Genomic DNA, 22,496 nt, shown 5'->3' with positions numbered 1-22,496 from the left:
GGCAGTTTACTACTGACGATGCCCGGATCAAACTACGCCAACTCTACCCAATTGAGACCGAAGAGGATCTACAGATTCACGCTTGAAGCTACACTGAGATTCAACGAAAAGTTGACCGCGAAGATTTCCTTCGGAACAACAAGTGCGCGGTCGTCGGGAAATCCCTGCAAGCGTGGGACTCCTACAAAGAACTCCTCAACTGGTGGGACGACCAAGACGACACCAACGTCGGCAAACCGTCGCCACCCGCTACAGACAAGAAAGGAGCCTACCCACTCGTTATGGCGCATACTGAAGGCTATCGCCTCACTTACAACGATGAGGACGACCGCGTAGCGTTCCGTGTAAGTCCGAAGCCGTACAAGAAGGTGAAAGGACACCTTCGAGGACGACCCGAAGACCTCGCCCTCATCGAGTCGGCTTTGACTGAGGATGAGTGGTCATTGAGACAGGCTGAACTTCTGTACCGAGATGGCGTGTATTACCTACACGTCACGGTCAAAACAGAAGTCGAAGTGCCTGAACCTGAAGACGCCGACACGCTCGTCGGAGTGGACATTAACGAGCGAAACATCGCACTCACCGCTCTTAACCGTGAGACGATGGACACGCTCGGAACACTCGTGCTTGATTACGGCTCTGTGAAAGCCGAACGCCAACGCTACCACACCATCACAAAACGCTGTCAAGAACACGGCCAACACTCCATCCACAACCAACTCGGAGAGAAAGAAGAACGCTACACGGAGTGGGTTCTTCACCGAATGTCCCGAGTCGTGGTGGAGTTCGCTCAACAGTTCTCGAACCCGGTCATCGTGTTCGAGGACTTGAGCGGGATTCGAGACGCCATCAAGTACGGCACGTACATGAATCGCCGTCTGCACAAACTACCGTTCCACAAGTTCGAGCAACAGATTCGATACAAAGCGACGTGGAATCAGATTCCGTGTGAGACGGTTGAGTCGCCGTACAATTCGAAGTCGTGTTCGTGCTGTGGGCACCGTGGCTACCGTCAGGGTCGGCGGTTCTGTTGCACGAATGATTCGTGTGAGGTTCAGCAAGACCACGCTGACCGGAATGCAAGTGTGAATGTGGCATGGCGAGCGTGGGCGAAACACGCTGACGGAGATGTTGAATCGGTTAATTACCGGACTCGCAAAACCCAACCGTTTGTTCGGAAGGTGAGCCTGTCTGGGTCGGGGCGCTCTGTAAACCGCCCATCCTCATCCCGCGAAATAGCTTCGCGTGGAGTGCTTACGACGTAGGCTGAGGGAATTAGAAAGCCACGGGTCACCCGACCCGTGGTCGTTTACCTATAGGGATTAGGAATCTGATTCATATTCGTTGAGCGCGTAGAGCTGTTGATGACTAAGCGAGGGCACAAGTTGGAAGGCGTAGATGAGAAGCAGTTGCGCCAGCAACTGCGAACGGAGAAAGATCCAAAAGCCATTAAACAGCTAATTCCGAAACGGTTGCGACAGTCCAAAAATCGGCGTGGTATCCGGTAAACTCTCAACCTACCGTCCGCGTCTTTGGCGGGAGAAAACGGATGAATCTCCTTGGCGCGGTCACCGACGACGGTGACCGTTTCATGTGCCTGACACCAGATCGATTCACTGCAGCAGTTTCACAGCACTTCTTTCGGGCGCTCCAGCACGAATTTGGCAAGAAGCTGGTCATCGTTTTAGATAACGCTCCATATTTTATCGCCACTGATCTCAAGAAGCAGGCCGCAGCCGACTGCCTGCTTCTGGAGTACTTCCCACCTCATTCACCGGAACTGAATCCGTTAGAACAGTGTTGGAACCAACTTCGAGAAGGGCGGGCAAATCAGCTGTTTCTCACCGTCACAGACATTGTACAGTATCTCAGAACGGCCCTCACAGCACTCGAACCTCCTCGAATCTATGATTTCATTTGCTAATCCCTATAGCTGGTCGTGGAAGAACTGGGCGGTTTCCTCGAGTTGTTGTTCTTATTCTTTTCCGGTTTTGTTAGATTTAGTATCTATTTAGTCGTCAGTGAAGTCTGAAAGAGTTGGTTGCTTTCCATTTTTTCTGGGCAACCCGACATCATCAGGTGCCCTCGATCGACCAACACCACAATGATCGGATAGATCGCCAGTACGATTTTCAGCGAACGTTTTTGCAGCGCTCTCCGCTGCTTCTCGACTTGGATACAGCTTCCCATCTTCTTCTGAGAGTGGTAGCAGAACACGATACGCTAAGTAATCAGAGTCGGCATCCTCGCACTCAGCTCGCCATTCTTTCCGAACCCTCCATCCATCAAGTTCCGGGATGATTCTGTAGGCTACATAAAACACGTCGTCATACAGTCGTCGTGCGACTACCTCAGGTGTTTTCTCTAGGAATGGACCAGTGATTGCTCGCTGAAGCCGTTCGTTGGTGTCCGAATCTACGCCATCGATATAGCTGAAGTCGCCGTCATACGCGACATCCTCGAGGTCGTCCCATGAACTGAGTCGGGCATGGACACGCCACGCAGAGTCAGGGACACCGAAGAAGCGCTTGAATCGTGAGAAGTTGACACCTCTGACACCCTCCATTAATAGAGTGGCGAGGTTGACTGCTGCTGTCAGGTCTGATTTCGGTGGTTTGAATGTGACCGTCTCATCTCCGTTGGACTTTTCAACAACGTACTGCGGTTCTGCTGAGGATCGGGACTTGATGCGAACTGTCATCAGTCCATTCGGGAGATACGTCCAAACGATGGGGTCGTCGCCAGGTTTTGAATCACCGGTATCTGGGACCCTCCACTCAGAAGGTGACGGGATCTTGCTAGTGGACTTTCTCATTACGCAAAAACATTGTGAATCATCACTTATAAACCACCGTACCAATCAGATCCGACTCTCGATGCAATGTGTTGATGTAACCGTTTCGTGCTCAAGCCGATCAGACAACTTCGCTAATAGTGAACTGCCTCAGGGTCAAGTGGTTCGAGACGCGGAGCGTCTCGTCATCACGAGAGACGAAGTCTCTCGAACGACCCCGAAGCACTCGCCTTGCTCATCTGTAGAACTCGAGTTGATATCCAAGAGTAGAGAAAACTCGAGAAGGGTCGGCGGTAGTCAGAGGTACATGGACTTCGAACAAGTAGGTATGACTGATGCGGATCGAATTCGTCCTGACGGTTGAATCGACGTTTTATATGCTGAACAGGCGCAATACCACGGCGTGAACGCCGTGGATACGCGCCGTCACTTGTGGTAACAGACCACCGTTCAAACGCTTGCTCCGAGTTTCCTACGGTGACGTTTAAGCGACAGGCCGCCATATTGTACGATAGGAATCGGTCGGAACGGAGCGGATTCCGAACCGTCCTACGGAGGCGGCCTGTCCGCCCACGAAACGAGGCAATATCCGAAAGACCAGTCGGTGAACGCCACATCCTCGAAGGGTGTGCCGACGTGCCGACTGCTGAAAGCGACCCCAAGATACCCCCAAGTCTGCTGACGTCTGCTGGTGTCCCTGTGGCAAAAACAACACCGGGACGCCAAACATGGTCGAGGATAGGGGTAACGGCCACTTGGCATGGCCAGCAGTCCACCAGTCCGATGCTGTGGGACTACCCGTGCCCGAAAGGGATGGTAGTCTGATGATTGGACTGCGAACCTGAAACTCCCACCGCTCGGGATTCCTCCGTGTTCACGCGGAGGAGGATGTCAAATCCACCACCGACGGATATCATGGACTAAGAGACGCTCGGGCCATCCAGATCAGTTCGCCGCAGTGATACAGCGGAACTGGGGGGTGTCGATCTCGGCTACCTTGCAGCACCATACGACCATAGCGCCGAGTCTCACGATATCCAACCGTCGTTACTCGAGTAGGCCGAGCTCCTCGAGACGCTTGACGATCACGTCGACGGCCTGCTTGGCGTCATCTACTTTCTTCCCTCCAGTGACGACCAGCTTTCCGGAGCCAAAGAGGAGGGCAACGACCTCTGGATCGTCAAGTCGATAGACTAGTCCAGGGAACTGCTCTGGTTCGTACTCGATATTCTCGAGACCGAGCCCAATCGCGATCGCGTTCAAATTAAGATTGCGGCCGAGGTCGGCACTGCTAACGATGTTCTGGACGATAATCTCAGGATCCTCCTCAACTTGAATATGGAGGTCACGGAGCTCATCGAAGACGATCTCCAGACTTTCGTGGACGTTATCAGTGCTTTTTGCGCCAGTACAGACGATTTTTCCTGACCGAAAGATCAGGGCGGCGGACTTGGGGTTCTGGGTGCGGTAAACGAGTCCAGGGAACTGTTCGGGGTCGTAATCAGCTCCCTCGAGATCCATTGCGACACTCTGGAGGTCAAGTTCCTGTCCGATGCCAGTCGATGCCACGACGTTTTCGATATTGATGGATTCCTTCGGATCTGTCATAAGTCGTTAAAAAGGACGTATTTAACACTTATAAAACTCCGTACTACTACCATGGACGGATATTTCGGCAGTCTCCACCACAGAAGACGCCGAAGCCGGCATGTCTGGTTCATATCTCGAGCATGCAGCCGCCAAAGAGTCAGCAATCAGTCGAAGGCGAGGGACTGCCCAGCCGACCCCACTCAGGGCAGGTGGCTACTTGATTGACGATCTCCGAACTTATTGCTCATTGAAAGCACCAGTCAAATGACGGCTGCAAGCATCTTCGGCGTGTCGACCTCGAGATCCGGACGAGACTTGTCCCTGCGCCGGATGGCACGTTCAGTCGCCAACTGTCGAGTGGTCTCGTCACTCGAGACGGTTTGTACCCCCCGAGAGGGGTGCGGGGGCTCGAAGGGAGTCCACCGCAGCAACCCATGAGACAAAGAGAGATAGCAATCACGTCGACAGCCACTGAAACGACTCAGCTCCTGAACCGAGGAATCGCCAGATGACTGACCGCGACGAGTGCCGAATGCCGACGTGTTCGGAACCTGCTCGCGATCGGGCAGGATATGCTGGTCGGTTCTGTTCGGACAGCTGTGAGGTCCGCTACGAGCACCTCCAAGCGGACGCTCGAGATGCTGCAGTGGATGAAGACAAGGATCGGTACTGATGCTCGAGCAGATCGATCACCGTGGCAAGCGTTTCAGGATCGGTGACGAGGACATTGTCGACGACGTCGCTCGTGAACGGTGTCAGCGAGCCGAACTGCTCGAACGACAGGCTCAGCGAGAGAGCCGTGAACTCGAGCGTGCGAAGGCAGTTGCCGGTCCAGTTGGAAACCACTCCGGAGTTGAGGTACTCAGGTGATGATACCGGACTGAACTCTTAAGGCGCACGTGATTCGATCCCTGATCTCCGTGACTTCGAGGATGAGATCATTCGCTAGTTCGTCGAGTTCCTAACGGATTTCGAATCCTCGGTAGTATCGGTTCGTCAGCTCTTGGACACGGTCATCGCTCTGTGTGATCACCCCGCACCACTCCTCAAGATCAATCAGGACCTCGTTCACGAAGGTGACGAGCTGGTCGTCGTCGCGCCCAGCACAGGGTAGCCGGCGTCCAGTGATCGAACCTCAAAATACCCGACAATCACGATATAAAGGCCCATCAGACCGGACGAATAGTTTGAGAAGAAGATTGACACCCCTTCCCCCGTTTTCGAGTAGTAAGTTTGGAAGTCAGGCTTAGCTCCCGTGTGCGAATCAAAAATCAGCAAGAAGCATTACAGAGAATGCCAGAAGGAGCCGTTTTTCACATCGATGGTGGGGTGTGGGATGATATTTACACTTCGAAGACGGGGTGTCAGACGCATGGCTTACACGTCGATGGCGGGGAGTGGGGAGCATAGTGACAGAACCATAATGGACAGATTCATAGGAAATCGAGGGGCTCGATTTACACATCGACGACGGGGGGCCTCTGGACGGATATACTTCGGTAGGGGTCTACTCACCCGTGACTTGAAACAGTCGAATAATCGCTTTATGCACTCTATATCTACCGGATAAACATCGATGGAGGTAAATCTTTTTAGTGCTCGATTGAGCAGCAAGTATATGGTCGGTAGTAATCAGGATGGTGCGAATCAATCTACTCTCGATGGTGGAACTCGGTCAGAAGATGGCGGTGGGCAAACAAACACGTCTGGTGGAGTGTCCACAGACGAGATTACATCTGAAATGAATGACGCATCTACTAAAGATAGTACCCAGCGATCGATTCGGGAAATGCTCGACGATGAGGGGGAATCATCAGTTTTCGTCAATCGAGATCTCGTTGAGCCAGACACGATAATCGACGAAGAACGGATAGTTGGTCGTGACGATCAGCTCGAATCAGTCGTTTCGTTTCTGAAGCCGACCCTCCAAGGAAATCGCCCTCCGAACATGCTACTGTACGGGCCCGCCGGGACGGGGAAATCACTCATCATCGGGGCAGTCACACAACAGATAATCGAACTCTGTAAGTCGAAGGGAGAACGGTTCGGAGTCGTCGATATCAACTGCCAGCCGATTAATACTCTGGACCAAGCGGTCTATGAACTCGTCCAGACCGTCGCGAAAGATGTCGATGTCGACATCGGCGTTCCTGAAACGGGTGTCTCCACGAAGCGCAAGTACAGACGGCTGTACGAACTCATCAACGAATACTACGACTCAGTCATCTTTATTCTCGACGAGATCGACCTGCTTGTCGGCCGCCGAGCAAACGAAGAACCCGCCTATTCGAAGCTACTGTATCAGCTGTCGCGCGCGAGTAATACAAACGAAATTGAAGGGCGTGTCTCGGTCGCAGCGTTAACGAATGACCCGAAGTTCATGGAGGACATCGACGGACGAGCCGAGAGTTCGTTCAACCCACGAGATATCTACTTTCCTGACTACGATGCGAACCAGTTGCGTGAAATTCTCGAAAATCGTCGTGACGCCTTCCGACAAGACGCCCTCGAGGATGATGTGATTCCGCTTGTGGCGGCGTTCGCAGCGCAAAGCCACGGTGACGCACGAAAGGCTATCGACCTCTTCCGAGGTGCTGGCGACCTTGCGGATGAGCGTGGAGACGAGATAGTCACAGAGGACCACGTTCGTGAGTCCCAAGAGGAGATCGACAAAGATCGCTCACTGAAACTCGTGGAGGGGCTTACCACGCAAAAGAAAATCTCCCTGTACGCGACCGCGGCTGTCGTCTGCTACTCGAAACAAACAGGAAGTTCTGTCCCAAGTCCGGTCGGGTTCAAAGTCTATCAGTGGGTCACTGATGAGCTCGATACGGACCAGATGACACGAGAGACGTACGTCAAATATGTCAAGGAACTCTCTACCTATGGATTGATTTCGACATCGCGAAAGAGTCGAGGACGAGGAGGAGGAATGTACATGGAATTTACTTTCACGGGAGATCCGGAAGCGGTAATGAACCGGATCGTCGACGACACGCGGCTAGAGGGGATCGTTGAACAAAAGAATCTCCTCCAGACAGTCGTCAACGCACAACTGAATGAGTTCCACAAGCAGTAGGACAAATTAGGCATTCAGAGAAAGTTTTGTGTGCCTCTCCCCCCGTGTTCGATGTGTAAATCCGACCTGCTAGAAGGCAAGGTACTCGAGAGGAGTGGAGACACCGATCATCGATCAGACTGAATTAAGAGCAACACGCAGTCTTTGTCAAGGTCAGGAGATATGCGGGAGAAACCGTTCATAGGAGAATTCGTGACCCCCTCCCCCCGTCATCGATGTGTAAATCACGGGAAGGTGGGGTTTCTGTCTAGTGATGATGAAGGCTCGATAAGGGAAAGAGACCACGAGAGTCCTGAAAACGATACTGAAAGCGAATGGAACAAGAGCTACAATAGATGTTGTCGATGTTCGTTTAGTCGAAGTATATTCTTTCTAACTCTATGTCTAGGCCTACTACGGTTTTGGTTGTCGTGTATTATACATAAAACTTTCCCATGTATTAGACATTCGTTATTCAAACGCAATTCTGGAGCTTAGGCCTGTCTCCGGCGAGTTTCTGGGGACATTGATGCTCTTGGGAGCTTTCTCGTTCTTACCCCCACTCCTTCTGCACAGTTTTACACATCGATGACGGGGGGAGGGAGTGGCTTTGAGACACTCCACGAATGGGTCTGACCAATTCGCGGCGAGTGTCAGCTTGTCAACGTGGCGATTCATATCCTAACTCCAGTAGCGTCTTGTTCTACCTTCCAAACTCGTGTTGAGATGCTCTCTCCGAGTATCTGACATACTTGATTATTGTGGGCGATCCTCCGACTTCGTCAGCCAACTCGTGCAGTTCAGCGATTAATTCCTCTCGAGGGGCTCTGTTGAAATCCTTAGTGAGTTACAGGTTCAGTCGGTAGTTTGAGTAGATGCAGACCCTCCTAAAGTCTCGGTTGCTCCGATTTGTCGAGGAAGCATTTCAGTTAGCGCAACGTGCTGTAGCTCGATACTCCTCGAAGTTCTCGAAACAACGCTATACGCTCCATCAGCACATCGTTCTCCTCTGTCTCAAGGTTCGGAAGAACACGACCTATCGAACACTCCTCGACGAACTCATCGAAATGCCCCGTATTCGGAACGCGATCAATCTCACTGAACTGCCTTCCCCATCAACACTGTGCAAAGCGTTCGATAGACTCGATATGGCTGTCTGGCGAGTGCTGCTCAATCTCTCTGTTTCACTGCTCCCGACCAACGGCGTTGCGGGGATTGATGCTTCGGGATACGACCGCAGTCACGCCTCAAAACACTACACGAAACGAGCCAAACTCACGATTCAGCAACTCAAAGTAACACTGCTCGTCGATTCCAAAGTGAACGCGACACGAAAACACGATAGCCAGATTGCTCCGTCGTTGATCAAACGCAACCCCGAGACTATCGACATCTTGCTCGGGGACAAAGGCTACGACGACCAGAAAATCAGACGGCTTGCCCGTCGACACGAGATTCGTCCACTAATCAAACACCGTGAGTTCACACCGCTTCACAAGGCATGGAACGCACGCTTAGACGCCGACCTCTACGGCCAACGGAGTCAATCAGAGACAGTCAACTCAACGCTCAAGCGGAAGTACGGCGCGTTCGTCCGTTCACGACGCTGGTGGAAGCAGTTCCGTGAACTCGCTCTTGCGTGTCTCGTCCACAATCTTGACCAAGCAATCTAACGACCAGTTCAGGGAAAGCAGTTACCGAGGCAGCTATTGATTTGTCCGAAGCATGTCAAAAGTCGGCTGCTGAATATAGAGAATATGTGCAACACGACGCCATCGTTTGTTTCACGCCGAGACGGGCGAACCAACCGCTCAATAGAGTGTGCGTATCAATCGCTCGGAGTCAGTTGATCGCGTTGAGAAAGTCATCTAACAGTTCGGCCTGTTCGTCCATCCAGTCACCGTTCTCACCGGGTACGAAACGGACGATAATCATGTCTTGGTCATCTACAGTGCGCGTTGTATCGAGACTGTGAGTTCGGTGCCAAATCCCTGTGACTTCGGCGTGTCCGTGCTCGGTGTGGCTGTACGTCTCTCCCTCCTCAATGGCTCGATCAGCACCAGAACTGGTACGCTGTTCTCCGTTGTTCATATGGGTTGGTTCGTGTTCACATGGCTTGCCTCTCTTCCTTGCTGGTGCTACGGACGGCCCTCGCCTACCCTTTCGGAGGCCAGGTGGACGCTACTTACACTGCTTGTACTGACCGATCTTCATTGTCGTAAATCAAGCCGAATCTCGTGCGACATTCGCGCTGTCTATTCAGCACGGTCGCTAAATCCTATCACTGATTAAGGATTTCAACAGAGCCTCTCGAGGAATTTTGTTCTGGGCGCCCCGCATATCGATTTCAGGCACACCGTCCCCAACTTCCTTGTGGATTACTTGAGGGTGGGGGCTTGGCACCCCCACCGCCACCACTAGGACATTTCCGCAAACGTAAGCGCAAACGTAAGCGCAAACGTAAGCGCAAACGTAAGCGCAAACGTAAGCGCAAACGCACACGAATGCGGAAGCGAAAGCGGAGACGCGAACGATAACGCGAATGTGTACGATACTGAAAACGACCGTTACAGGTTCTGTCGGGCGTGTTCACCAACAGCGTCGTTCAAGTCGGCCATCGTCTCCTCGGCGGCAGCTTGGAGCCCGACACGGAGGGAAAGCCGGACGATTTCACTTCGGTCGAACACCTTGGAGTGCTTGCGCCCGAGTTCGTCCTCGAGTGCCTGTCCGACTGACTGCATTTTGTCTTCGTTCTCGTCAGCATCGAGCGTCGCCAGTAACGCGGCGATCGGTTGGTCACGGACAGCGATCGTCTTCCCCAACTCGCCCTGTTCGATCGCCTCGAGTGCGTCGACGATCTCGTCGGTGAACGCCGTCGGTCCCTCGGTGTCGACCTCGTCGTTGCGGTCGCCGCGTTGGGTCGCCGCTTTGAGTTCCTCGAGTTCGGCATCGTCGGTCATGCCGAACCATCCAGGCGACGCTGGAGTGCGCTTGCGTTCTCGAGGAACGCCTCGCGTGCGCGTTCGGCGGTCGTGGACGGTTCCTCAAGTGCGAAGACCGTCTGGCCGTCGTCGGCAGCGTTGCGAATGTCCTGACTGACGGGAACGTGTGCGGGCGCGATCGCGTCGGCATAGTCTTCGCCAAAGGTTTCCAGGTATTCATTCGCGAGGTTGGTTCGGCGGTCGACCTTGTTTGGCAAGACCATCGCCAGCTCGACAGCGACGTTGAAGCGATCGTGAATCTTCTCGAGGTCGTTTCGGAGTGCCGCCGCCTGTTCGCTTTCAAACGGCCCCATCTCGACGGGCGCGATGACGTGTTTGGTTGCCCACAGACCGTTGTACGAGACGTTGTTCGTCAAACCCGGTAGGTCGATAATCACGGTGTCGTAGCTATCGTCGATGTACTCATCGAGGAACTGCTCGAGTCTTGAGTATCGCTCGCGGGCATCGTCGATGTTCCCGAGGTCGGCGTCAAGCGAGTCGAGCCCTGGATGGGCCGGAATCAGATCGACACCTTCGTCGGTCTCAATAATCAGACTCTCGACGGCCGCGTCACCGAGTTTCGTAGCGATCTGATCCCACTCCTCAGCGAAAACCGTCGAAATGTTCGGCCAGTCATCACCCTCGTCGATCTGCTCTTGCACCTCTTCCCACACGCCGAAGTGTTTCGCGAGGTCGCCTTGTTTTCCAGCAAGGTCGATCAGCAACACGTCTTCGCCGGCTTCGGCGAGTGCAACGCCGAGATGGGCCGCGGAGGTCGTTTTCCCAGTCCCGCCCTTGTCGAGGAACGTAGCGGCGCGTTTTGTTGTTGTAGACATTTGCGTAACCGTTTGCGCAAACGTTTGCATCACACATAAACGCTTTCGTGACAGTCACTTTGACTAGTAGTAGGGGTTTTATCGGAAGCCACGGTCAGCGACCATATACGAACGCCGCAAGAAGACTTGCTCATCATCGAGGCACTCGTCAAATACGCACACGACCGGTGGGAGACCAACTCTCATCGGACCGACTACGCCCGTGAACTCGCTAGGGAGATAGCTGCCACTTACTATCTCGGGCTCACGGATGCACTTCGTCAGCGGGCCGAAGTTGAGTGACTAGTTCCACTTTCGCTCCAGTGGCGGCAATTTAAACACCGTCACGAGCGAACGGAGCGTATGGAAACGATCACTGAAGACGAAATTCGAGAGAAGCTGGCAGACCACTACGGCGGCGATAACAGCAATCGCGAACTCATCAAGAACGAACGAAACGATAGCCACGACGCTGTTGGAAGTGTGGTCTACTCCTTGTCCGGATCGCCGCCGAAGGGATACGTGATCGTGATTCCAGGTCTCCGGCGAGTGAACTTCTATGACAACCGTGGAAAGCGGTTCCGAGCGATGAAAGAGACGGTTGTAGAGGCCCTCAAGTAGCCCGATTCAACCCTTCTATTTCCTATCCGGCAGATAGAACGTATCAGACGTTGGTTTTCGGGCATTTCATGTATGGGGAAATTGAACGGCTGTAGCTACGAATGACAGAACCCGTGCACGGAATCTCAACATCGATTAACTGACCGGTGGGGGACGATTCGTCCCCCACTGTGACAAATAACTGGTCAGATCGTGTTGCGGCTGCTGATGACAGCCGCACTCAACGATCAGTTGACGAGCGCCTACAAGATATCGGTCCACTCTCCGGCGGGTGGCTGCCCCTAACCAAGCAAGCCGCCGAGGTCGTCGATAATGATCAAGGAAACTTTTGAAAATCAAGGAACTTCTCACACCAGCTCTTTGCGAAACTGACTCGTTGTGTCACTTGATCAAATACGTCCTTGACGAGTTCGTGGAACTCGTCTTCGTTCTCAACGATGATCGGTGCCATCGTCCACTTGAGGTATTTCCAAACCTGTTCGATTGGGTTGAGATGCGGTGAGCCTGAGGGAAGGAACACGAGATCGATGCCAAGTTGGTGCGCACGCTTGCGCGTGTATTCACAGATGTGGGAGCCGTGCTTGTCCAAGACGAGCAGAATCCGCTTGCCAGGATTCTGCTCGCGTACCGCCTCTAACACCTCGCAAATCTGCTCTTTCTCCTCGGTTTCTTTCCACTGGACCACACTGGTGCCGTTCACTGCGTAGAACCCAACCGCCGAGTCTTCTGTCTTCACTAACGGCCGCTCAACGTGTGGATCATCGACGTACCAGACACGTCGTGAATTATCATACGGTTGCGGTTGTGATGCATCGAAAAACCCGAGAACAGTGCCGCCATCTGTACAGATATCGTCGTCGACGATCCACCCTTCTTCATCATCTCCTTTACGTTTGTTATGGGGTTGATCATCTTCGTCGAGCGCGTCGTCGACGCGCTCTTCGAGAATCTCCTCTGGATTCTCCGGTCGCCATGGGCGTTTTGGGCGAGGTTTTGCATACGATAAGCCCAACTCACGGAGGAATTTCCCGAGATAGTCCGGGTGATATTCAACGTCGAACTCCTGTTTGAGAAGATGGCGAATCTCCTGTGATTTCCACGGCTGTCCTTCTCGAAGCATCTCAACCAACTGTTCCTGTTCGTCTTCGTCGAGTTTCGGGGGTCGGCCGCCCCCGAAACTCGGCATCAATCCTTCAAGCCCACCTTCGTTCCAAGCATCCGCCCAGCGACCGCCGGTCGCTGCCGACCTGCCCTCACGGTCGGCAGCTTCCGCAATCGAATCGCCATAATAGAGGTTCTTCAGAAAACCCAACCGCTCTTTCCGGCGATCGTCTTTAGCCTCGCGGAGGAGTTCATCAATTTTCTCTTCTGAAAGATGATATTTGATCTCCTTCCGACGATCTTCACCCATCACCTGGTGAGCGAACGTGGCCAACAAAAGTTTTCACGATCATTAAAGACGACCTCTGCGGCCGAGTTGGTCACTCACCTCGATGTCAGCCAATACTGCCGTGCTGATTCCATTCCCCATTGGCACGACTCTAAACCGTTCGAACCGATGCTCCGGGCGATTCTCCTGAAGGAACTCGAAGACGCGTCCGATGGCTGGCTCCATCGGACGCTCGACAGTGACCCTCAACTTGCGGATGCTCTTGGCTTTAATCCCGACGACACACCTTCACGAAGCACGATCTCTCGGGCACAGACTAATCGGTTTGCGGACCTCCAATCCACGATCGAGACTGCTACTCGTCAGATCCAAGCGTTGGCCGCCGAACGCGGTAGTCCGATCGGGACACCGTACGAAGACAGCGCTTCGGAGGAGCCAACAGGCTCCTCGAAGCGCACAGTCAACCGTCTCATTCGGAGGAAAACACGTGATCTCCTCGACGAACTCCAAACTGTCGTGTTGCCTGCCTTCGAGTTTGACCGGCCTGATGACCCGGTTTACGACGACGAGGAACTCCTGATGCTGGAGGCCTGTCTCGGGCTGACAGGCACCGCCGCTAACGGCGGTGCCGAAACCTACGGCGATTTCGTCAATCCTGACCCAGATCTCGACGATCCCTTCTACGAGGACGGACCGAGTGGAGAGACGCTTCTGGAGGCGATCAAGGACCTTTCACCGACACAAATCGCGGAGATGGTCAACCAAAGCGCGGCCCGCGTCTTGACGCGGGCCAAGCCTCGCTTGGAGTTCGAGACACCAGTCATGCTGTCGATCGACATGACCTACGTCGCTTTCTACGGGGAGCGTGAGGAACTCGTACGTGTCCAGGGTGCGCCGAAGGACAAGTCCTACAACTGGTGCTACAAGTTTGCAACCGCGAACGTTGTTGGAGACAACGTTCACTTCGCAGCTGCGATGCTTCCAGTCGGGCACGCTGATTACCACGACCCAGAGAGCTATCCTGGCAAAAACAGGAGTTACCGAGTCGGCGATATCGTTCGCCGACTCGTCGACCACGTCAACGACGTCTGTCGCGTTCATACGCGGCGACTCTACGCTGATCGGGAGTTCTACGCCACGGACGTATTTTCGGTACTCGAACAGCGAGACCTTTTCTACGTGATTCCGGCACCGCGCGATGACCGCGTCAAGCGGTTCATCGCGCGCATGGACACGGATGTAGAGGGACAAAAGCAAGTGACAGTCAAATCCGAGCACGCGGTGTACGGGCCGGTAAAACATGGTGTCTCCAACACCAGAGCTGAGACGACGCTGGTTGGACTCCCGCCAGACGAGGACTGCGACGAGATGCAGGTATTTGCGACCAATCTCGACGTAAACGACGAGATTGGTCTTGACCGTCGCTTGACGAAAAAGCAAATCACTCGCTACAGACGCCGAGGCGGGATCGAAACGGCCTATAGTAAGATCAAGGAGTTCGCACCGTGGACGACGTCGACAAACTTCTCTATCCGGTTATTCCACTTCGGCTTCGCAGTTCTACTGTACGATCTATGGTTGCTTGTGGACTTTCTCGTCCAGACGTTGATCGACATCATCGAGTTTCGCACGAAACCGCGGGTGACTGCCCCGCGGTTTCGTGCGTTCCTCCGGAGGGAGGTGAGCGCATTGCTGTAGATTCCGCCCCGTGCTTGCCCTTCCTGAGAGGTATCACTGTCTAAATCGACTGATTATACCGTTTTCGCCCACCCGACCGCCACTCACGGGTGGTGAGTGGCGGTCGTGATTCCTTGATCGGCCCTGTATTCGGGATCGATTTCTACCGACAGACGCGAATCTCGTGCACGGATTTTGGGGTATTCGCAGCCCCACGAACGGAGTTTTGTACAGCGATATTTGGTTTATCGAGTACGATTTTGCACGCTCGAGTATTCGAGACTACTGAAATCGCCCGATAGAGCCGTTTCAGCATTCACTTGGTTAAATCCCAGTTTAACCAAGGGACTTTACGAGGGTCGGCACTGTACCCCACATACGAATGTCTGGGTCAACGGAACGAGGGGCTTCCTCCGGAGGAACGACCGTCCACGAGGCCATCGAGAGCTACCTGCGCTATAAGATCAACGCCGACGGTTCGAAGACGACCATGCGCTCACCACTGCGTGAGTTCGCCGACCACTGTCGAGACGAGCGTGACCTCGAGTTCGTCGACGACCTCACACCCCACGATGTCCGCAGTTACAGCGAGCACCTCTACGACCGCGTCATAATCGACGAGGGTCTGGCGGCTTCAACTGCTCACAACTACTTCGCCTACGTCCGAGCTTTTCTCTCCTGGTCGGTGCGAGAACAACACCTCGAGTCGAACCCGGCGAATACGAACACCGCGATGGACCCGCTGCCAGAGGACGACGGGAACCGCAAGCGCCAGTATTGGTCTCAAGAAGACCGCGAGACGTTGCTCGAGTACGCCACCAAGCGTGTGGATATGGCTCTCGAGGGAACCATCCGGACCGACGCCGAGACAGCCTTCCGTGACCGGGCGATCGTTGTCATGCTCGACGGAACAGGGGCGCGTGGTGCTGAGTTGTTCGCCGATCCAAAAGACGACAAGCGTAACGGCCTCCAGTGGAAGGACGTCGATTTCGACGAACGGCTGATCGAAGTCTACGGCAAGTCCCGTGAGTACGAACAGGCCCCGTTTCCTGCGAGTGTCCACAACGTCCTCAAGCGATGGTACCGGGTGCAAGAGCCGACGACCGAAGCGTGGCCCGTCTTTCCGACGGGTCACTACGGCTCGAAAAAGCGCATACTTGAGGAGGCACTCGATGAGGACCGAGTATCGTCGACGCTTGAGGATAGGGGTGACGCCGGGAAAACCGAGGTCCTCGATCGTCTGCACCGCGAGCACGAGGTACCGCCGCCGTCAATCTCGAAAGAGGGTGTTCGTCGGTTGTTAAAACGGTTCACCGACGAAGCTGGGATCGATCCAGATGGGGAGTACGACTATCTGACGCTGCATGGCGCTCGGCGGGCACTCGGACGTGACCTCTATACCAGCGGGATGTCCGAAAAGGCTCAGGAAGCGTTACGACACAACTCGATCGAGACTACTCACGAGGCCTACGCCGACGTCAAGATGAAGGATGTCTCCGATTCGATTGACGACGTTCGTAGCTGAGAACGAACTTTTAGAACAGGATCAAACTTTAGATAAATTTGCAACGCGACCAATTCCTCGACGGAGATCTCGTCGAGATGGTTCACTATCTCTTGCAAGAGTCTCTGAGTGAAAAGTTCTAACGATTACTATAGCTGTTCGCGTTAGTCGTCTGTTGTACTGATGAGGTGACACAATTTTATTAGAATTCTGGGAGTAGCTGTCGATATGGTGGAGAACGTCCGACGGTCTGTGTCCGCCCTGTCCAGCCTCCCCGCACTCACCGTCAGTAACCTCGCCCTCGCCTTCCTCGGATTACCCCTGTTCGTGCTCGCACTCGGTGTGTTCGATGCCGACATTCCCTCAGTCGTCTCGATCGGTATCCAGTGGGCACTCGCTGGCATCGTCGTCGGGATTGCCCTGCGCGGTGAAGGACTGTCACTAGCCGACCTCGGATTTCGACGGCCAGCCTGGATCGATCTCGGGTATATTGTTGGGACTTCCGTGGTGATTCTGCTCATCTATACTATGACGGACCCGCTCGTTACGGCGTTGGGCTTCTCGGTCAAGGAAGCGAGCGCAGCGGGTGCGAGCGTCGGGATAGGTGTGGCGCTTGCGCGAGCTGTGACGACGGGTGTCGTTGAGGAGATCCTCTACCGGGGCTACCCTATCGAGCGATTACTCGCGTATACGGACAGTTCGCTCGTTGCGGGCGGGATCACGTGGGGCGTATTCACCGCCGCGCACGCGCTCAACTGGCCCCTCGGGAACCTCCTTCAGACCGCGCTGGTCGCGGCCGTTCTCACGCTCGTGTATCTCAGTCGCCGGACGCTGGTTCCAGTCGTCGGCGCGCACGTCCTTGTGTGGGTCTTCTCCGTCCTCGGTCAGTTCTACGGATAACAGTAGCATAGTTCGTGTCCAGCAAAGGTAGTAACTGCAACACCAAAGATCCCTGAAACTATTCAGCATACGGCACTGAGCGTGTCATAGAATGACTCTATGAAAATCCTGCTTTGAAGCCCCTGTGCGTGAATCAGGACAACAGGGGTTGGCAGAGACCGAATGAGATGGAGTGCAACAAGCACGCTAGAATGACCGGTCCTAGCCCGTGGAAGGAAGAAGAACACTGTGCCACAGAGCACGTATAGGTGCCTTTCCGATTCACGCGCTATCAGCCCCAACGGAGGCGTTCAATGTACCTTGGAATCGACACCCACAAACGGTATTCGCAGGTTGCCGTCGTTGACGGCGACGGCAACCTGCAAGACGAGATTCGCTTGCCAAACGACCGTCTTGCCGAACTCGCCGAACAGTATTCTGGTGGTGAAGCTGCTATTGAAGCGTCGGGCAATTATCGCCCGATCTACGAGATGCTCGACGAGCATCTCGACGTTACCCTTGTGAATCCTTCTAAGAACCGGATCATCGCCGACGCGACGGTCAAGACCGATCGCGTCGACGCTAAGCGACTTGCTCAGATGCTTCGTGCAGATATGCTCGCTGAAAGTTACGTTCCACCGGACGAGATCCGCACACTGCGGGATCTCGTCCGGACACGCAAGTCGCTCGTCGAATCACGGACTGCCGAGAAAAACCGCGTCAGAGCAGTCCTCACGCGTACGGACAACACGTACGATAGCGAGCTATTCGGTCCAACTGGGCGAGAGTTCCTCGCGGAACTCTCGCTCAGTCATCCCGATCGGACAATCATTGAGGCACACCTCTCGGTGATCGACGCCTACGACGAACAGATCGAGGCAGTTGAAGAGAAGATCGAACAAGAGGTTCTGGAATCGCCAGCAGCCCAGCGGCTGCTGTCGATTCCGGGAGTTGGGCAGTATACTGCCGCTGTTATCGTTGCTGAAGTCGGTGAGGTCGATCGCTTCGACAACGACAAGCAACTCGTGAGCTATGCCGGACTTGATCCAATGGTTCACCAGTCTGGCGACAAGGAAATACGCGGCAGCATCAGTAAAGAGGGCTCAGCGCCGTTGCGCTGGGCCCTCGTTCAGTGTGCAAACATCGCAGTACGGTGTGATGACTACTTCGGGAACTTCTATACTCGGCTAAAACAACGGAAGAACCACCAGGTAGCGATTGTTGCAACAGCTCGGAAAATGCTTGTCTCAATCTTCTACATGCTCACACGAAAGGAAATGTACGATCCACCGGGGGTGAGCGCCTGAGAAGCGGCCAGCGTCTCAGGCGCGACCTGCTCGCGCTCTCAACAGCAACGGCACCGCAAACAAGAAGTCCCCCGCCTGCCGGGTGTTTCACTTCTCGAAGTCACTGCTTTCCAGCGGTTCTCACCTCTTGTTCGGGTGAGCGCAGCGCCCACCCGAACAACTATCACCGATCAAGTGGAAAATTCGCTTGCAGGATTTTCATAGGTCCATCTCATAATATCTCACAGCCCGGATCGTTTCCTCGCTCGTAGTTGGTGATGGCAACGCCGAGTCGTAGACAGAGCGCAACAAATACTTCTGTTCGTGCGTGAACCCGGCCTCGGGCGCGGACATGCCCGAGGCAGCAGTCCTTGACCGCGTCGTTGGTTCGTTCGACGCCTGTCCGGTTGTTGTACGTCTCGTTCAAGATAGATTGCTTCAGCTGAACATCCTCGTTATGTTCCTCGATGCGATTTTCGACCCTGTACCCGATGTCTTTCGGGTCGTCAGTGTTTCGTGGATTGTACGGAGCGATTGGCACGACCCCTGCGGCCAGCAGGTGGTCGTGCCAATCAAGGACGTCGTAGGCGTTGTCTCCGAGCATCCAGTCCGGCGTACCGACGGCGATGCGCGTCACGCGTGACGCGCTCGCCGTCTCTTGAGATGCTTGCTTGGATTGGGTGAATTCCGCTGCAATTGGGATCTTTGAACCGGTTGAGACGATTGTACAACCGAAGCCGTAGTAGTACTCCTCGGCTGTTGGGTCGTAGTTCCACGATGCAGCGTCGTTGTACTGGATCGCCTTGACGTGGGTTGAATCGATAGAGTATGTTAAGTCGAGCAGGCCGCGGACAGCGGCCTGCTCGATGAGCCTGTCGAAGACATCGTCAACAATGTGTTCGAGGTCGGTGAAAAATCGATCAATCGTGTCTCTAGATGGCGGTTTGTCGAGTCCGCAGTAATACCAGACAAGACCGTTCTGAAGTTCTCGTGTAACTGGGCGCGTACCGTAGACATCCCCGTAGTAGCAGTGCAGAAAGCCACGAAAGAGATCTGGTGGCTAATGCACTCGTGTTCGCCCCCGGCGAGCGGGGGCGAACACGTCGTACTCCAACAGAAACTCGAACGCAAGATGATCAAACAGCGGTACTGTCTCGGTAGCCGCCGCATCCAAGAAGTCGTCTACCGAAGCTACGTCTTGCAGGGTGTTGGTACTGCTGGATACGGTTTCCAAACCCTGCGGCCTCCTATCGGAGTCTTTCTATAATATAATCTAATAGGATATGGGGAAGATTTATAATTAGTAAGGATAAAATATGAGTGTATTAATGAAAGAAGTCTATAATGATGTGAATAGGCGTAGTGTTCTTAAATCAGCTAGCGGTCTTATTGGTGGCAGTCTTATGGCTGGCTCCGCCGCTGCGGCAAAGGACAAGAAAGCGATTGGCAATCAGAAGTCTAATAAGTTCGAAAAGCTCACAGATTCAATCACGGTCGCCAACGGTAAGGCAAAAGTGAAAGGTCAGGCAAACGCACTCGGGAAGGAAAAGGCGAAACGTCGGACATCTGGGAAGGAAAAAGTCGAGATCTCTGCTAACGGGAAATCGCTCACATTCACTGTCCAAAAAATTGTTAAACAAATGAATAAGGGTGTAGAAAAAGGATACTGGAAAATAAAAGAGAGTGCTGGCGAACTTGACATTGATCTAACCGAAAAAGGGCGTAGTGAATTTTTCAAGAGTGACAACAATCGGCAAGGTGAGGTGCGGATCCAAAGCCACTGTAATGGGAAATCAGAGATTAACGGCGACGTGGCCTATCTTGGTGACGACGCTGTCGATGAGATTCAGTGGGGAAGCGTATTAACTGCCGGCACCTTCACTATCGCTACTGCGATCGCCGCCTATTTTGGAGCAACTGCATTGGCGCCGGTTGTGATGGCAGCGGCGGCCGTCCTCGCGACGGTGACTGCGGCCTATATCGGTTTGACTAATGAAGGATGTGGCATTAAAATTGGGACTGATTCAGATGTCGTATCTTCACAGCATTGTGACTGCTAAGATTGGTACTTCCCAACCGACGTAATCAGCTGAATCGTATTGACGAGTTGTCATGAGAAGGTCTGCGTCTGGATGTGTTCAGCATCTGTTTACAGCCGTCATCCGACCGCGAAAGGGTGGGCGCGACCTACTCGAACAGTTCACATTCCAGACGTTCTGTGGCTGGATTCGCCACGAAGTAGAAGCAGAGGTAGCGTGGCGGTGGAAGATCGAGACGAACGTATCGGCGTCCCGACGCGTACGCTCCGGTCACGGGCTGACGGTCAGCCCGCGACCTTGGGCCGGCAAGTCTTCAGTAACAGCACTCGTCAGAAACCGCTTCAACTCCCTCCTTCACGCTGAGCTCAACACTCAGTCTTCAGCGTACCTAAATACTTTATACGCTCCACATCAAAATCAAATATGAAATATAATACCGAAAGCTCGGTAGTTTCACCGGATGGATTGGGTCCTCGATTCGGCGTGCTCGTCGGCAGCTACGTAGCCGCGCTGATTGCGCCGACGCTTACTTTGTTCACTGTGGAGTATTTGGGCTTGCGCAGCAAAGTGCTTGCATTCGCCGTTCTAGGAACGATCGGTATTACTATTGGTTCCGGGACGGCATTCCTAACAACCGACAACGGACAAATAGCCTCTTGGCTGAACTCAGGTTGGGTAGCCTGGCTCTTCCCGCTTCTCGGACTCGTTCCAATGATGGCTTACCATTTTAGTGTCCTCGAGGTGGTCGCTGTCTATCTCATCGACCCGGCTGCCATCCCCGTGTCAAGTCTCGTCGGTGCGACCGGGTTCCTACTCGGGATTGTCGCAGCTGGGGCAGGTGAGATCGCCATACGAGCGGCCCGTAATCGGGTTGCGTCTTCCGCTATCGCATCCGAGAATGTCCTAATAGAATGGACTTCCAGGTGGCCGCGGGGTCACAAAATAAAGGTGCAGATATTCACCATGGTCACTGGATTGGTCCTAGTTGGGCTACTTTCATTTTGGTATCCTCCATATCTGACTGTGTTAACTGCTCTCGTTGTCGTCACACTTGTTGGTACAACAAACACACTGCTGTCTGATAGAGCGTATAAGCTTACTCCGGTTGGGTTAGAGCAGCGTCGGAGTGGAAGTGGAAAATTGTTAACCTGGCATCAATTTATACCAAAGTCACAGATAAAATACTTTACAGTATCAGAGAACGATGTAATATTACATCGATCAGGTCTTTTACCGAGTATTCGATTCGACCGAAACGATCTCCGGTTTGATGACGAAGAAATAATCAATAATCTCGAAGAATACCTTAATAGGCGAGAATAAAGTGACACGGATCCGCCCCATAGCGTGATAACCCTGCCTCACGGAGCGTCTTCTTGTCCTGTGCTTTCGCCTCGCCGTCGCTATCACAAACTACCACGTTTTCGGGATATAGAGCGTCTACAAATGAATATAGATCGAATTAGTCAGAATCTGAGAGGTGGGAGAGAGCGTTCTATGCGTGGATCCCTCGCTGGCTGGACAGGATAGTTCGAATGAACGACAGCCGCCAATATGTCGCTTAGATCGCGAGTCCTGCGGCTTGCCGCAGGCGAGCACAAGGGTTGATTACGATCAGCCGATCTCTCGCAGTGACTGGCCGACCGCCCGGACGAATGTCCTGGCGGTCACGACTGGCGGCGATCTGATCTCACGGTCCATGCCGACTTTCACGAGAAAGTCGGTGAGTCGCCAGAGATTGTACAGCAACGTCGCGAACGTGAAGTTGAACAACCGGACACGGTAATCCTTCGATGAGGTCTTGGGAAGGTACGACTGCACCGACTTGTACTGATTTTGGCCGTGGTGAATCGCCATACAGC

At 53.8% G+C, this 22,496-nt stretch carries 16 protein-coding genes and 5 pseudogenes; 13 read left to right on the top strand and 8 right to left on the bottom strand.

Annotated elements, in window-relative coordinates:
• Nucleotides 1–92: 92 nt before the first annotated feature.
• Nucleotides 93–1,265: pseudogene (locus tag BW940_RS17790) on the top strand (RNA-guided endonuclease TnpB family protein); the annotation flags it as partial.
• Nucleotides 1,266–1,486: 221 nt separating this feature from the next.
• A pseudogene (locus BW940_RS17780) lies at nt 1,487–1,924 on the top strand (IS630 family transposase); the annotation flags it as partial.
• Nucleotides 1,925–2,011: 87 nt separating this feature from the next.
• Here BW940_RS17780 and BW940_RS21185 read toward each other — a convergent pair.
• Together BW940_RS21185 and BW940_RS17770 are read right to left on the bottom strand one after the other, a co-directional pair.
• Nucleotides 2,012–2,815, bottom strand: coding sequence for a hypothetical protein (locus BW940_RS21185; protein ID WP_143823932.1), 804 nt, complete (start codon nt 2,813–2,815; stop codon nt 2,012–2,014).
• Nucleotides 2,816–3,841: 1,026 nt separating this feature from the next.
• Complete coding sequence (locus BW940_RS17770) at nt 3,842–4,402, bottom strand: TATA-box-binding protein (RefSeq protein WP_076610543.1); 561 nt, start codon at nt 4,400–4,402, stop codon at nt 3,842–3,844.
• A 490-nt stretch (nt 4,403–4,892) separates the two neighbouring features.
• On the opposite strand from BW940_RS17770, the gene BW940_RS21880 reads away from it, so the two are divergent.
• The 3 genes from BW940_RS21880 to BW940_RS17760 all read left to right on the top strand — a co-directional run bounded on the left by BW940_RS21880 (nt 4,893) and on the right by BW940_RS17760 (nt 7,463).
• On the top strand, nt 4,893–5,057 hold the full coding sequence (locus tag BW940_RS21880) for a hypothetical protein (protein ID WP_173834912.1): 165 nt from the start codon (nt 4,893–4,895) through the stop codon (nt 5,055–5,057).
• A complete protein-coding gene (locus tag BW940_RS17765; protein ID WP_076610542.1) occupies nt 5,057–5,254 on the top strand; it encodes a hypothetical protein in 198 nt (65 codons plus the stop codon). Before BW940_RS21880 ends, BW940_RS17765 begins: the two co-directional genes overlap by 1 nt.
• Before the next feature lie 919 nt (nt 5,255–6,173).
• On the top strand, nt 6,174–7,463 hold the full coding sequence (locus BW940_RS17760; RefSeq protein ID WP_173834911.1) for an orc1/cdc6 family replication initiation protein: 1,290 nt from the start codon (nt 6,174–6,176) through the stop codon (nt 7,461–7,463).
• A gap of 682 nt (nt 7,464–8,145) precedes the next feature.
• Here the strand turns inward: BW940_RS17760 and BW940_RS22545 are convergent.
• Nucleotides 8,146–8,253 (bottom strand): annotated as a pseudogene (locus BW940_RS22545) (hypothetical protein); the annotation flags it as partial.
• Nucleotides 8,254–8,317: 64 nt separating this feature from the next.
• Here BW940_RS22545 and BW940_RS17755 point away from each other — a divergent pair.
• Nucleotides 8,318–9,115 (top strand): IS5 family transposase, encoded by a 798-nt coding sequence (locus BW940_RS17755; protein WP_076610540.1) that lies wholly within the window; start codon nt 8,318–8,320, stop codon nt 9,113–9,115.
• Between the two features lie 894 nt (nt 9,116–10,009).
• Here the strand turns inward: BW940_RS17755 and BW940_RS17740 are convergent.
• Both BW940_RS17740 and BW940_RS17735 read right to left on the bottom strand, forming a co-directional pair.
• Nucleotides 10,010–10,402, bottom strand: coding sequence for a hypothetical protein (locus BW940_RS17740; protein WP_076610537.1), 393 nt, complete (start codon nt 10,400–10,402; stop codon nt 10,010–10,012).
• Nucleotides 10,399–11,259 (bottom strand): ParA family protein, encoded by an 861-nt coding sequence (locus BW940_RS17735; RefSeq protein ID WP_076610536.1) that lies wholly within the window; start codon nt 11,257–11,259, stop codon nt 10,399–10,401. Before BW940_RS17735 ends, BW940_RS17740 begins: the two co-directional genes overlap by 4 nt.
• Before the next feature lie 342 nt (nt 11,260–11,601).
• On the opposite strand from BW940_RS17735, the gene BW940_RS17730 reads away from it, so the two are divergent.
• Entirely contained in the window at nt 11,602–11,859 is a 258-nt protein-coding gene (locus BW940_RS17730; protein ID WP_076610535.1) for a hypothetical protein, read from the top strand.
• Between the two features lie 316 nt (nt 11,860–12,175).
• Here BW940_RS17730 and BW940_RS17725 read toward each other — a convergent pair whose 3' ends face one another.
• Entirely contained in the window at nt 12,176–13,270 is a 1,095-nt protein-coding gene (locus BW940_RS17725) for an IS630 family transposase (protein ID WP_076610534.1), read from the bottom strand.
• Between the two features lie 6 nt (nt 13,271–13,276).
• Here BW940_RS17725 and BW940_RS17720 point away from each other — a divergent pair, with 6 nt between their 5' ends.
• From BW940_RS17720 to BW940_RS17705, 4 genes are all read left to right on the top strand, one after another.
• On the top strand, nt 13,277–14,947 hold the full coding sequence (locus BW940_RS17720) for a transposase (RefSeq protein ID WP_394329407.1): 1,671 nt from the start codon (nt 13,277–13,279) through the stop codon (nt 14,945–14,947).
• A 361-nt stretch (nt 14,948–15,308) separates the two neighbouring features.
• Nucleotides 15,309–16,451, top strand: a complete 1,143-nt coding sequence (locus BW940_RS17715) for a tyrosine-type recombinase/integrase (protein ID WP_076610532.1) — start codon at nt 15,309–15,311, stop codon at nt 16,449–16,451.
• Nucleotides 16,452–16,658: 207 nt separating this feature from the next.
• Nucleotides 16,659–17,330: a CPBP family intramembrane glutamic endopeptidase gene (locus BW940_RS17710; RefSeq protein WP_076610531.1), complete on the top strand. Its 672-nt coding sequence runs from the start codon at nt 16,659–16,661 to the stop codon at nt 17,328–17,330.
• A 293-nt stretch (nt 17,331–17,623) separates the two neighbouring features.
• Nucleotides 17,624–18,616 carry an IS110 family RNA-guided transposase gene (locus tag BW940_RS17705; RefSeq protein WP_008422008.1) on the top strand — a complete coding sequence of 331 codons (993 nt, stop codon included), beginning with the start codon at nt 17,624–17,626 and terminating at the stop codon, nt 18,614–18,616.
• A 211-nt stretch (nt 18,617–18,827) separates the two neighbouring features.
• Here BW940_RS17705 and BW940_RS17700 read toward each other — a convergent pair.
• Nucleotides 18,828–19,829 (bottom strand): annotated as a pseudogene (locus BW940_RS17700) (transposase).
• 94 nt (nt 19,830–19,923) lie between these two features.
• On the opposite strand from BW940_RS17700, the gene BW940_RS17695 reads away from it, so the two are divergent.
• Entirely contained in the window at nt 19,924–20,655 is a 732-nt protein-coding gene (locus BW940_RS17695) for a hypothetical protein (protein WP_143823931.1), read from the top strand.
• Between the two features lie 402 nt (nt 20,656–21,057).
• Nucleotides 21,058–21,957, top strand: a complete 900-nt coding sequence (locus BW940_RS17690; RefSeq protein ID WP_143823930.1) for a hypothetical protein — start codon at nt 21,058–21,060, stop codon at nt 21,955–21,957.
• A gap of 291 nt (nt 21,958–22,248) precedes the next feature.
• On the opposite strand, the pseudogene BW940_RS17685 reads toward BW940_RS17690, so the two are convergent.
• Nucleotides 22,249–22,473: pseudogene (locus tag BW940_RS17685) on the bottom strand (ISNCY family transposase); the annotation flags it as partial.
• Nucleotides 22,474–22,496: the final 23 nt, after the last annotated feature.

The organism is Natronorubrum thiooxidans (assembly GCF_900156475.1).
Classification (GTDB): Archaea; Halobacteriota; Halobacteria; order Halobacteriales; family Natrialbaceae; genus Natronorubrum; species Natronorubrum thiooxidans.
Note: the sequence above shows the minus strand (reverse complement) of the source record. Positions and strands in the feature narration are given on the sequence as shown.